Origin of the sequence: Streptomyces sp. H39-C1 (genome assembly GCF_027158125.1) — a bacterium.
Classification (GTDB): Bacteria; Actinomycetota; Actinomycetes; order Streptomycetales; family Streptomycetaceae; genus Actinacidiphila; species Actinacidiphila fildesensis.
Genome location: NZ_JAPVLS010000010.1, coordinates 87,223 through 99,771 on the forward strand (window position 1 = coordinate 87,223; position 12,549 = coordinate 99,771).

At 71.1% G+C, this 12,549-nt stretch carries 11 protein-coding genes; 9 read left to right on the plus strand and 2 right to left on the minus strand.

From position 1 onward, the window contains the following. Positions 1-394: 394 nt before the first annotated feature. The 5 genes from O3W51_RS09295 to O3W51_RS09315 are packed head-to-tail and all read left to right on the plus strand — an operon-like array spanning position 395 to position 3,821. On the plus strand, positions 395-1,204 hold the full coding sequence (locus O3W51_RS09295; protein WP_198357680.1) for a DUF2127 domain-containing protein: 810 nt from the start codon (positions 395-397) through the stop codon (positions 1,202-1,204). 2 nt (positions 1,205-1,206) lie between these two features. Beyond that, on the plus strand, positions 1,207-1,845 hold the full coding sequence (locus tag O3W51_RS09300; RefSeq protein ID WP_138357143.1) for an AIM24 family protein: 639 nt from the start codon (positions 1,207-1,209) through the stop codon (positions 1,843-1,845). Further along, entirely contained in the window at positions 1,845-2,495 is a 651-nt protein-coding gene (locus O3W51_RS09305) for an AIM24 family protein (RefSeq protein WP_138357144.1), read from the plus strand. The genes O3W51_RS09300 and O3W51_RS09305 overlap by 1 nt, the downstream gene beginning before the upstream one ends. Before the next feature lie 5 nt (positions 2,496-2,500). Next, positions 2,501-3,289: an AIM24 family protein gene (locus tag O3W51_RS09310; protein ID WP_138357156.1), complete on the plus strand. Its 789-nt coding sequence runs from the start codon at positions 2,501-2,503 to the stop codon at positions 3,287-3,289. Between the two features lie 55 nt (positions 3,290-3,344). Continuing rightward, positions 3,345-3,821 (plus strand): MarR family winged helix-turn-helix transcriptional regulator, encoded by a 477-nt coding sequence (locus O3W51_RS09315; RefSeq protein WP_138357145.1) that lies wholly within the window; start codon positions 3,345-3,347, stop codon positions 3,819-3,821. A 79-nt stretch (positions 3,822-3,900) separates the two neighbouring features. Here O3W51_RS09315 and meaB read toward each other — a convergent pair whose 3' ends face one another. Both meaB and O3W51_RS09325 read right to left on the minus strand, forming a co-directional pair. After that, on the minus strand, positions 3,901-4,857 hold the full coding sequence (gene meaB, locus O3W51_RS09320; RefSeq protein WP_138357146.1) for a methylmalonyl Co-A mutase-associated GTPase MeaB: 957 nt from the start codon (positions 4,855-4,857) through the stop codon (positions 3,901-3,903). A gap of 20 nt (positions 4,858-4,877) precedes the next feature. Further along, positions 4,878-6,053, minus strand: a complete 1,176-nt coding sequence (locus O3W51_RS09325; protein WP_198357703.1) for an acetyl-CoA C-acetyltransferase — start codon at positions 6,051-6,053, stop codon at positions 4,878-4,880. Positions 6,054-6,216: 163 nt separating this feature from the next. Between O3W51_RS09325 and mce the strand changes: the two genes are divergently transcribed. The 4 genes from mce (at position 6,217) to O3W51_RS09345 (ending at position 12,549) form a co-directional block, all read left to right on the plus strand. Continuing rightward, positions 6,217-6,645, plus strand: coding sequence for a methylmalonyl-CoA epimerase (gene mce, locus O3W51_RS09330; protein ID WP_138357147.1), 429 nt, complete (start codon positions 6,217-6,219; stop codon positions 6,643-6,645). A 175-nt stretch (positions 6,646-6,820) separates the two neighbouring features. Beyond that, the gene (scy, locus tag O3W51_RS09335) at positions 6,821-10,372 is read left to right on the plus strand and encodes a polarized growth protein Scy (RefSeq protein ID WP_443048259.1); all 3,552 of its coding nucleotides are present in this window, start codon (positions 6,821-6,823) and stop codon (positions 10,370-10,372) included. A gap of 103 nt (positions 10,373-10,475) precedes the next feature. After that, positions 10,476-11,414: a cellulose-binding protein gene (locus O3W51_RS09340; RefSeq protein ID WP_138357149.1), complete on the plus strand. Its 939-nt coding sequence runs from the start codon at positions 10,476-10,478 to the stop codon at positions 11,412-11,414. Between the two features lie 115 nt (positions 11,415-11,529). Next, positions 11,530-12,549, plus strand: coding sequence for an ABC transporter ATP-binding protein (locus tag O3W51_RS09345; RefSeq protein WP_269285129.1), 1,020 nt, complete (start codon positions 11,530-11,532; stop codon positions 12,547-12,549).

Sequence of the window (12,549 nt, forward strand, 5' to 3'; positions counted from 1 at the left end):
ACGCGACCGTAGGGTCGCGTTTTTCGCTTCTCTGCTCGGATTCCCCGACGATCACACGAACGAGTGACCGATCGCACACGTATCGACCGGCTGTCCATCAACTCCGACATCCCGCACCTGCCGGGGTCGCCCTGGCCACTCCCGCCGATCCACCCGCCGGCGAATCGGTTCTCCCCGCCCCGCTACGCAGGAAGCCGGATTCCTCCCCGGCCTAGAGGCCTGGGCATCCTCCGGATGCTCTGTGAATGTGATCACAAGGCGGTCCATTTATCGCCGCCTCCTCCCCTGGGCCCGCCCCGGGGGTCGAGAACCGGAGGGAGGGCGATAGCGTCCCCCTCCACGTAGAACACGTGAAAGACACCGACGGACGACGACAACCGGGGGAACGGGACCGATGAAGTTCGACTGGGACCGGCGCCACTGCTCGCGCCGGGGCCACATCACCTACGCGCCGGACGAGCGCCATCTGCGCGAGCGGCTGCACGCCACCACGTCCGTCGGCGAGGTCTGGCGCTGTCTGCGCTGCGGTGACTTCGCACTGGGCGAGCCGCACGGCTCGGGGCCGGCCGACCAGGCACCCGAGGTACCGCGCGGGCGGGCGCTGCGCGATCTGTTCATCCTGCGCTTCCTGGCGGCCGAGCGGCTGGTGCGCGGCGTCTTCATCGTGCTCGCCGCGTGGGCGGTGTGGCAGTTCAGCAACTCCCAGGACTCCGTCCGCAAGCTCTTCGAGGATCAGCTCTCGGTCTTCGGCCCGGTCGCCAAGCACTTCCACTACGACCTGGAGCACTCCCCGGTCATCGACACCATCCGCAAGACCTTCGACTACAAGCACTCGACGCTGGTGATCGTCGCCGTCGCGCTGCTCGTGTACGCGCTCATCGAGATCGTCGAGGCGTTCGGGCTCTGGTGGGGCAAGCGCTGGGCGGAGTACCTGACGGTCGTCGCGACCGCCGCGTTCCTGCCGCTGGAGGTCTACGAACTGACCGAGAAGGTCAGCTGGGTCAAGATCGCGACGCTGACCCTCAACGTGCTGGCGGTGCTGTGGATCGCGCTGTCCAAGCGGCTGTTCGGGCTGCGCGGCGGCGTCGAGGCGTTCGAGGCCGAGCGCCGTGGCGCATCACTGCTGGAGGTCGAGGTGGCAGCCGGGGAAGCGCCTGTTCGCCCGATTCCGGTGACGGCTCCCGCACGGACGGATAGCGTCTGACCGTGGCCATGTTCCGATTGCAGGGCAGCAAAGTACTCGCCGTGGAGATGACCGGCGACGCCGTCAAGGCGAAGAACGGCGCGATGGTGGCCTACGACGGCCAGATGGCGTTCAAAAAGATGTCCGGGGGCGGTGAGGGGATCCGCGGCATGGTGACCCGCCGGCTCACCGGCGAATCCATGGAGGTCATGGAGGTGAAGGGGCACGGCACGTGCTACTTCGCCGACCGTGCGAGCGAGATCAACCTGGTGCGGCTGAACGGGGAGAAGCTCTACGTCGAGGCCAGCAACCTGCTGGCGACCGACCCCGGGCTGCGCACCGGCACCACCTTCACCGGGCTGCGCGGCGCGAGCCAGGGCAACGGCCTGTTCACCACGACCGTCGAGGGCGTCGGCCAGGCCGCGATCACCTCGGACGGTCCGGCGATCGTGCTGCGGGTCTCGGCGGGCATGCCGCTGCAGGTCGACCCGGGCGCGTACGTGGCGCACACCGGCAATCTGCAGCAGCACTTCCAGACCGGCATCAGCTGGCGGACGGTGATGGGCGAGGGATCCGGGGAGAGTTTCCAGATCCGTTTCGAGGGCGAGGGGCTGGTCTACGTGCAGCCCAGCGAGCGCAACACGATCGGGGGACAGCTCTAGTGCCGTTCACCAAGATCAATTCCAAGATGGTCGAGGCGCAGATCCTGCCCGGCCAGCGGCTGTTCAGCCAGCGCGGCGCGATGCTCGCCTACCGCGGCGAGGTGTCGTTCACGCCGAACATCCAGGGCGGCCAGGGCGGTATCGCCTCGATGATCGGCCGGCGGGTCGCCAACGAGGCGACGCCGCTGATGACCGTCGAGGGCCAGGGCTCGGTGATGTTCGGGCACGGCGGCCACCACATCCACACCATCGACCTGAGCGGCGAGACGCTCTACGTCGAGGCGGACCGGCTGCTGGCCTTCGACGGCACGCTGCAGCAGTCCACGATGTTCATGGGCTCGCAGGGCGGCGTCATGGGCGTGATCCGCGGCCAGGTCACCGGCCAGGGGCTGTTCACCACCACGCTGCAGGGCAAGGGCTCGGTAGCCGTCATGGCGCACGGCGGCGTCATCGAGCTGCCGATCACCCACCAGGGCCCGGTGCACGTCGACCCGCAGGCGTACGTCGCGCACCGCGGCGACGTACGCAACAAGCTGTCCACGGCACTGGGCTGGCGGGACATGGTCGGACGGGGCTCGGGCGAGGCGTTCCAGCTGGAACTGTCGGGCCAGGGCACGGTGTACGTACAGGCGTCGGAGGACAAGCTGTGACCGCGATGGCCGGTGGGCCCGTCATTCATGATCCGCACACGCTGCCGGTGGACGACAACGTCAACCCGTACGCGTTCAGCGTCGAGCTCAAGGGGCAGTGGTTCCTGCAGAAGGGGAAGATGATCGCCTATTACGGGCAGATCGACTTCCACGGCATCGGCCACGGCCGGCTCGACCGGCTGGTCGCCACCAACTTCCACTCGCCGCTGCACGCCGCGGACTGGGTGGTCGCCGAGGGCCAGGGCAAGCTGCTGCTCGCGGACCGGGCGTACGACGTCAACTCGTTCGACCTGGAGAACGGCAACCTGACCATCCGGTCGGGCAACCTGCTGGCCTTCCAGCCGGGCCTGGCGCTCAAGCAGTCGATCATCCCCGGCTTCCTCACCTTGATCGGGACCGGCAAGTTCGTCGCCGCCTCGAACGGGGCCGTGCACTTCGTGGAGCCGCCGATCCGGGTGGACCCGCAGGCGCTGGTCGGCTGGGCGGACTGCCCCTCCCCCTGCCATCACTACGACCACGGCTACATGCGCGGCGTCCTGGGCGGCCTGCGGGCGCTGACCGGGATCGGCGGGACGTCGGGCGAGGAGCACCAGTTCGAGTTCGTCGGGGCCGGTCAGGTGCTGCTGCAGTCCACCGAGGTCCTGATGCCGGAGACGGCGACCGGCGGCGTGCCGGCCTCCGCCGGGCCCGGCGTGCCGGGCGCGGGCGTGCCGGGGGCGCCGGGCGGCCAGCAGGGACAGGTGCCGCGGCTGCCCGGTCAGCTGGGCGATCTGCAGCGGCGCTTCGGGCTGTGACCGGTTGACTACGGGGGCCGTTCGTACGGTTTTCAACTACATGTAGAATCTTCACATGGAGACTGAGAACGGCACCAAGTGGCTCACCGAGGACGAGCAGCGCGCCTGGCGCACACATCTCGACGTCAGCCGACTGCTGATGCACCAGCTGGAGCGTGACCTGCAGCCGTTCGGCCTCACCAACAACGACTACGAGATCCTGGTCAACCTCTCGGAGTCCGACGACCGGCGCATGCGGATGAGCGATCTCGCACGCGTCACTCTCCAGTCCAAGAGCCGGCTCTCCCACCAGGTCACCCGGATGGAGAGCACCGGCCTGGTCCGCCGGGAGAACTGCGAGTCCGACCGGCGCGGGCTGTACGCCGTGCTCACGGAGCTCGGCTGGGACACGATGCGGAAGGTCGCGCCGCATCACGTGGCGTCGGTCCGGGAGAACTTCATCGGACTGCTGCCGGCGGCGGACCTGGCGGCGCTGCACAAGGCGCTGCTGCCGATCGCGGAGCACTTGCGTTCGGCGCGCGGCCGCAGTTGATTTCCTGCCCGAGGCGGGCTGGGTTTGCGGGCGGGGCCGGGCTCTCGCGTCACTGCCCCGCTGAGGTGGCGGCGGGAGCCTACGCCTGCGTGACGCTCTCGATCAGTTCGTCCGCCGCGGTGTAGGGATCCAGGTGGCCCGTGATGATCCGTTCCGCCAGGGCGTCGAGCCGCTGGTCGCCGTGCAGGTCGCCGATTCGCTCGCGCAGGGCGGTGACGGCGATGTTCTCCACCTCGTTGGCGGCACGGCGCCGGCGGCGGGCGTCCAGGACGCCGTGCTCTTCCATCCAGGCGCGGTGCTTCTCCAGGGCCTCGACGACCTCGTCGATGCCCTCGCTGCGGGCCGCGACGGTCTTGACGATCGGCGGCCGCCAGTCCCCCGGGCCGCGTGACTCGCCCAGCCCGAGCATGTGGTTCAGCTCACGCGCGGTGGAGTCGGCGCCGTCCCGGTCGGCCTTGTTGACCACGTAGACGTCGCCGATCTCCAGGATCCCGGCCTTCGCGGCCTGGATCCCGTCGCCCATGCCCGGCGCCAGCAGCACCACGCAGGTGTCCGCCTGGGCGGCGATCTCCACCTCGGACTGCCCGACACCCACCGTCTCGACGAGGATCACCTCGCAGCCGGCCGCGTCGAGCACCCGGATCGCCTGCGGCGCCGACCAGGCGAGGCCCCCGAGGTGGCCCCGGGTCGCCATCGAGCGGATGTAGACGCCGGGGTCGGAGGCGTGCTCCGACATCCGCACCCGGTCACCGAGCAGCGCGCCGCCGGAGAACGGCGAGGACGGGTCCACCGCCAGCACCCCGACCCGCTTGCCGCGCTTGCGGTACGCGGTGACCAGCGCGGATGTCGAGGTGGACTTGCCCACGCCCGGCGAGCCCGTCAGGCCGACCACGTACGCGCCGCCGGACAGCGGCGCGAGCGCGGCCATCACCTCCCGGAGCTGCGGGGACGCCCCCTCCACCAGCGAGATCAGCCGGGCCACGGCCCGCGGCCTGCCCTCCCGCGCCTGCTCGACCAGCGTGGCGACGTCCACCATCAGTGCTCCGTCTCTCGTTACTACTTGCCGGGGACGCGGATGATCAGGGCGTCGCCCTGGCCGCCTCCGCCGCAGAGCGCGGCGGCACCCGTTCCGCCGCCGCGCCGCTTGAGCTCCAGCGCGAGGTGCAGGACGACCCGCGCCCCGGACATCCCGATCGGGTGACCCAGGGCGATCGCACCGCCGTTGACGTTCACCTTTTCAGGTGTCACGCCGAGGTCCTTCATCGACTGCACGGCGACCGCGGCGAACGCCTCGTTGATCTCGATCAGGTCCAGATCCTGCACGGTCAGACCGTCCTTGGCCAGCGCGTGCGCGATGGCGTTGGAGGGCTGGGACTGCAGCGAGTTGTCCGGGCCCGCGACGTTGCCGTGCGCGCCGATCTCGGCGATCCACTCCAGGCCCAGCTCCTCGGCCTTCGCCTTGCTCATGACGACCACCGCGGCGGCGCCGTCGGAGATCTGTGAGGAGGTGCCGGCGGTGATCGTGCCGTCCTTGGCGAAGGCGGGGCGGAGCTTGGCGAGCGATTCCGTGGTGGTCTCGGCGCGGATGCCCTCGTCCTGGCTGAAGATCACCGGCTCGCCCTTGCGCTGCGGGATCTCGACGGGGGTGATCTCGGCCTCGAACAGGCCGTTCTTCTGCGCGGCGGCGGCGCGCTGGTGGGACTGGGCCGCGATCTCGTCCTGGGCCGCACGCCCGATGCCGAGGCGGGTGTTGTGCTTCTCGGTCGACTCCCCCATCGGAATGTTCTCGAAGGCGTCGGTGAGGCCGTCGTACGCCATCGCGTCGAGCATCTCGATCGCGCCGTACTTGTAGCCCTCACGGGACTTCGGCAGCAGGTGCGGGGCGTTGGTCATCGACTCCTGGCCGCCGGCGACGACGATGTCGAACTCGCCGGCGCGGATCAGCTGGTCGGCGAGGGCGATCGCGTCGAGGCCGGACAGGCAGACCTTGTTGATCGTCAGGGCCGGGACGTTCATCGGGATGCCGCCCTTGACGGCGGCCTGGCGGGCCGGGATCTGGCCGGCGCCGGCCTGCAGCACCTGGCCCATGATGACGTACTGCACCTGGTCGCCGCCGATCCCCGCGCGGTCCAGCGCCGCCTTGATCGCGACGCCCCCGAGGTCGGCGCCGCTAAAGGATCGCAAGGATCCGAGCAGCCTTCCCATGGGAGTTCTGGCACCTGCGACGATCACGGACGTACGTGGCTGGCTCATGGTGCGGCCCCTTCAGCAGAGGAAGAGAGAAGTTAACGAGGGTTACCGTCAATGTACTGAGCGGTAAGCGCGCGGTCATCGGGCGGAACGTGTGATCGCGCGCACGTTGCGTTACCGGGTCAGGTAGCGGTGCACTGTTCCCATGCTGACTCGCATCGACCACATCGGTATCGCGTGCTTCGATCTCGACGCCACCGTCGAGTTCTACCGCGCCACGTACGGCTTCGAGGTCCACCACTCCGAGGTGAACGAGGAGCAGGGCGTACGGGAGGCCATGCTCAAGATCAACGAGACCTCCGACGGCGGCGCCTCCTACCTCCAGCTCCTGGAACCGACCCGCGAGGACTCCGCGGTCGGCAAATGGCTGGCAAAGAACGGCGAGGGCGTGCACCACATCGCCTTCGGCACCGCGGACGTGGACGGCGACGCCGCGGACATCGCGGGGAAGGGCGTCCGGGTGCTCTACGAAGAGCCGCGAATCGGCTCCATGGGGTCACGGATCACGTTCCTGCACCCCAAGGACTGCCATGGTGTCCTCACCGAGCTGGTCACCGCCGCCAAGGACCACTGACCCCAGCCCCCCTTGGGCCGGTAGAGTGGCCCAGCCGACGGGTGGGCGTGGGGTACCGGCCCGCTCCACGGCGTGGATCAGACACACTTCTCCGTAGGGCTCTGTGCGAACAGGGCTCCGGAGAGTCTCACCCGGTTGGCGGGTGAGAACGCCAGGGGACGGATGGGACCGCGGAGTGCGGGGCAACGACCGCTACGAGGCCGACGATCACCTCTCGCTGTTCGAAGCTGAGATGGAGCGGCTTCGCACCGAGCGGGGTAAGGCCGTCGAGCACGCCGACGACCTGGGCTACCAGGTCGAGGTTCTGCGCGCCAAACTTCACGAGGCACGCCGCAATCTCGCCGCCCGCCCGGCCTACGACAACATCGGCCACCAGGCCGACCAGCTGCTGCGCAACGCCCAGATCCAGGCGGACCAGCTGCGCACCGACGCGGAGCGCGAGCTGCGCGAGGCGCGCGCCGCCACCCAGCGCCTGCTGCAGGAACAGGCCGAGCGGCAGTCCCGCTTCGAGGCCGAATGGCATGCCGAGGCCGTCGCCCGGCGCCGTCAGCTCGACGAGGAGCTGGGCGAGCGCCGGGCCACCGTCGAGACCCACGTCAACGAGAACGTGGCCTGGGCCGAGCAGCTGCGGGCCCGCAGCGAGTCCCAGGCCCGCCGGCTGCTGGACGAGACCCGCGCCGAGTCCGAGGCGGCGCTCGCCGCCGCCCGCGCCGAGGCGACCCGGATCGCCGAGCAGACCCGCGAGCGGCTCACCGCAGAGGCGGAGTCCGCGAAGTCCGAGGCCGAGCAGCTGCTGCGGCGGGCCAGGACCGATGCGGAACGGCTGCTGAACGCGGCCTCCAACCAGGCGCAGGAAGCCAGCAGCCAGGCCGAGCAGCTGCGCACCTCCACCCTCAGCGAGTCCGACGCGGCCCGCCAGGAGGCCACCGAGCTCACCCGGCTCGCCCAGGAGCGGATGCGCGAGGCGGACGATTCGCTGCGCGAGGCCCGCGCGGAGGCCGACCGGCTGCGCGAGGAGGCCAACACGGCCGCCTCGAAGCGGCTGTCCACCGCCGAGGCCGAGAACGAGCAGCGCACCCGTACCGCCCGCGCCGAGATCGCCCGCATGGTGACGGAGGCGACCAAGGAGTCGGAGGCCGCCAAGGCCGAGGCCGAGCAGGTCCGGGCCGACGCGGTCGCCGAGGCGGAGCGGGTCAGGGCCGAGGCCCAGGAGACCGCGCGGTCCGCCGCGTCCGAGGACGCCGCGGCGCAGCTGGCCCAGGCGGCCAGGAGCGCCGAGGAGGTGCTGACGACGGCGTCCCAGGACGCCCGGGCCACCACCCGGGCGGCCGCCGAGGAGGCCGAGCGCATCCGCGGCGAGGCCGAGGCGGAGGCCGAGCGGCTGCGCGGCCAGGCCGAGGCGTCCGCTCAGGAGCTGCGCGGCGCCGCGCAGGACGACACCGAGGAGTACCGGGCCAAGACCGTCGAGCTGCAGGAGGAGGCGCGCAGGCTGCGCGGCGAGGCCGAGCAGCTGCGGGCCGACGCGGTCGCCGAGGGCGAGCGGATCCGCGGTGAGGCCCGCCGTGAGGCCGTCCAGCAGATCGAGGAGGCCGCCAGGACCGCCGAGGGCCTGCTGGCCAAGGCGAAGGCGGACGGCGACGAGATGCGCCAGGGCGCGTCCGCCGAGTCCGACCGGATGCGGGCCGAGTCCACCGAGCGTGCCTCCGCACTGAACAAGAAGGCCGAGGAGGCCCTGGAGCGGGCCCGCGCCGAGGCCGACGCGCTGCGCGGCGAGGCCGAGCAGCAGGCCGGCCAGGTCAAGGACGACGCCGAGGCCGACGCGCTGCGGCAGCGCGGCGAGGCCGAGCAGACCGCGCTGCGGCTGCGTGCCGACGCCGAGGCGGACCTGGTGCGGCTGCGCGAGGAGGCCGAGCAGCGCGTCACCACCGCCGAGCAGGCGCTGCGCGACGCCCGTGGCGAGGCCGAACGGCTGCGCCGCGAGGCCGCCGACGAGGCGGAACGGCTGCGGAACGAGACAGCGGAGCGGGTCCGGGTCCTGCAGGAGCAGGCCGAGGCCGAAACGGTACGGCTGCGTGACGAGGCCGCGGCCGACGCGTCGCAGACCCGCGCCGAGGCCGAGACGATCGCGGTGCGGCTGCGTACCGACGCCGCGACCGAGGCCGAACAGCTGCGCACCGAGGCGCAGGAGACCGCGGACCGGCTGCGCTCGGAGGCCGCCGCGGCCGCCGAGCGGACCGGCACCGAGGCCGGCGAGGCGCTGGCCGCCGCCCAGGAGGAGGCGGCCCGCCGCCGCCGCGAGGCCGAGGAACTGCTCGCGGCCGCGCGCGGCGAGGCCGATCAGGAGCGGGCCCAGGCCCGCCGCGAGAGCGAGGAGCTGCTCGCGTCGGCCCGAACCCGGGTCCAGGAGGCCGGGGTCGAGGCCGACCGGCTGGTCGCCGAGGCCGAATCGCGTGCCACCGAACTGGTCGCCGCCGCCGAGCAGACCGCTCAGCAGGTCCGTGACGCCGTCGCGCATCTGCACGAGCAGGCTGCCGAGGAGATCGCCGGACTGCGCTCCGCCGCCGAGCACGCCGCCGACCGGCTGCGTACCGAGGCCCAGGGCGAGGCCGACCGGCTGCACGCGGACGCCAACTCCGAACGGGAGCGGGCCGCCGAGGACGCCGCGCGGGTCCGCCGCGACGCCAAGGAGGAGACGGACGCCGCCAAGTCGCTGGCGGAACGCACCGTTTCCGAGGCGATCGACGAGTCCGAGCGGCTGCGCACGGAGTCCCGTGACGACGCCAACCGCCGCCGTACCGACGCTGCCGGCCAGGCCGACCAGCTGATCACGAAGGCCCGCGAGGAGGCCGAACGTCTCGGCATCCTGGCCAAGGACGCCCTGGACACCGCCGAGCGCGAGTCGGAGGCGACCCGCGCGGAGGCCGACCGGATCCGCGACGAGGCCCGCGAGGACGCCAACCGCCGCCGCAGCGAGGCCGCCGAGCAGGCGGACGAGCTGATCGCCAAGGCGCAGGCCGAGGCGCTTCGGATCGGCGCCGCCGCCGAGGAGCAGTCCGACACGATGGTCGGTGCCGCCCGCACCGAGGCCGAACGGATCTTCGCCGAGGCGACGCTGGAGTGCAACGGACTGGTCGAGCGGGCCCGTACGGACGCGGACACCCTGCTCGGCGAGGCGCGCCGGGACGCCACGTCGATAAGAGAACGCACCGAGGAACTGCGCAACCGCGTCGAGACCGAGGTCGAGGAGCTGCACGAGCGGGCCCGCAAGGAGTCCTCCGAGCAGATGCGGACAGCCGGCGAGCGGGTCGACAAGCTGGTCGCGGCCGCCACCGAGCAGCTCACCGAGGCCGAGGCGAAGGCCGAGGAGCTCAAGTCCATGGCCTCGTCCGAGGCGAGCAAGGTACGGATCGCCGCCGTGAAGAAGGCCGAGGGGCTGCTCAAGGAGGCCGAGCAGAAGAAGGCCGACGCGGAGCGGGATGCCGAGCGGATCAAGGGGGAGGCCCGTGCCGAGGCGGAGCGTACGGTCACCGAGGGGAAGCGCGAGTTGGAGATCCTGGTGCGCCGCCGACAGGACATCAATGCCGAGATCTCCCGTGTCCAGGACGTCCTGGAGGCGTTGGAGTCATTCGAGACCCCTGGAGCCGGGAAGAACGCGGTGACCGCCGGTGCGGGGGCCGGAACCACCCGTTCGGGGGGCAAGCGCAACGACGATGCTCCACTCGATTGAGCGGACATTCTCCATACCTAATAGGCAATGGCTCGGTGACACGCCGTCCGGGCCCCTAGGATTCCCTCTATCACCTCACCCGGTCTGAATTGACAGGAACCCCATGAGTGACACCTCCTCCCCCTTCGGCTTCGAACTCGTTCGGCGCGGATATGACCGCGGTCAGGTGGACGACCGCATCACCAAGCTCGTCGCCGACCGTGATAGCGCACTGACCCGGATCACCGCGCTGGAGAAGCGCATCGAGGAGCTACACCTCGAGACCCAGAACGCGCAGGCGCAGGTCAACGACGCGGAGCCGTCGTACGCCGGCCTCGGCGCCCGCGTCGAGAAGATCCTCCGCCTCGCCGAGGAGGAGGCGAAGGACCTTCGTGAGGAGGCCCGCCGCGCGGCCGAGCAGCACCGCGAGCTCGCGGAGTCCGCCGCCAACCAGGTGCGCAACGACGCCGAGACCTTCGCCGCGGACCGCAAGTCCAAGGCCGAGGACGAGGGCGCCCGGATCGTCGACAAGGCGAAGTCCGACTCCACGCAGCTGCGTGGCGAGGCCCAGAAGGACGCCCAGGCCAAGCGCGAGGAGGCCGACGCCCTCTTCGAGGAGACCCGTGCCAAGGCCGCCCAGGCCGCAGCCGACTTCGAGACGAACCTGGCCAAGCGCCGCGAGCAGTCCGAGCGTGACCTGGCGTCGCGTCAGGCCAAGGCCGAGAAGCGCCTGGCGGAGATCGAGCACCGCGCCGAGCAGCTCCGCCTCGAGGCCGAGAAGCTCCGTACCGACGCCGAGCGCCGCGCCCGCCAGACGGTGGAGACGGCCCAGCGCCAGTCCGAGGACATCGTCGCGGACGCGAACGCGAAGGCCGACCGGATCCGCAGCGAGTCCGAGCGCGAGCTGGCGGCGCTGACCAACCGCCGCGACAGCATCAACGCCCAGCTGACCAACGTCCGCGAGATGCTGGCCACCCTCACCGGTGCGGCGGTGGCCGCGGCCACCGGCCCGGCCGACGAGGAGCCGATCTCCCGCGGCGTCCCGGCACAGCAGAGCAGGTAACACCACAAAAGCGGGCACACCCCTCCCGCTGATCCCCCATCACCAGAAGCCCCCGTCCTCCTCGGATGGGGGTTTTTGGCGTGACGGGCGTCCGGGCGGACATTACGTTGGGACAATGATTGAACTGCAGGGGCTCACCAAGCGGTACGGGGACAAGACCGCTGTCGACCACCTCACGTTCACCGTGCGCCCCGGCGTGGTGACCGGCTTCCTCGGGCCGAACGGCGCGGGCAAGTCCACGACCATGCGCATGATGCTGGACCTGGACAACCCGACCGCGGGTGATGTGCGCATCGACGGAAAGCACTACCGGGCCCTGAACGAGCCGTTCAAGTACATCGGCGCCCTCCTGGACGCGAAGGCCATCCACGGCGGCCGCACCGCGTACAACCACCTGCTGTGCCTCGCGCAGTCCAACCGCATTCCGGCCACCCGGGTCGCCGAGGTGCTGGAGACCGTTGGCCTGTCCTCGGTCGCCCAGAAGCGGTCCAAGGGCTTCTCCCTGGGGATGGGCCAGCGGCTCGGCATCGCGGGCGCCCTGCTCGGTGACCCCGAGATCCTGATGTTCGACGAGCCGGTCAACGGGCTCGACCCCGAGGGCATCCACTGGATCCGCAATCTGATGAAGGATCTGGCCGCCCAGGGGCGTACGGTCTTCGTCTCCAGCCACCTGATGAGCGAGATGGCGCTGACCGCCGAGCACCTGGTCGTCATCGGCCAGGGCCGGCTGCTCGCGGACACCTCGATGGCCGACTTCATCGCGATGAACTCCCGCTCGTACGTCCGGGTCAGGACCCCTGATCCGGAACGGCTGCGGGACGCGCTGGCCGCCGCGCAGATCACCCCGGTGGTCACCGGCGACGGCTCCTTCGAGATCGAGGGCGGCGATCCCGCGCGGATCGGCGAGCTGGCCGCGAAGCACCAGCTGACCCTGCACGAGCTGAGCCCGCAGCGGGCCTCACTGGAGGAAGCGTTCATGCAGCTCACCGCCGACTCGGTGGAATACCACGCGGGCGGGCACCTCGCCGGCGACCCGGCCGGTGCGGTACCCGTCACGGACGGCGCCGCCCCGCAGTGGGGCGCCGGCTGGTCCGGCGGCAAGGACAGCACCCCCAGCACCGGAAAGGAGTCCTGA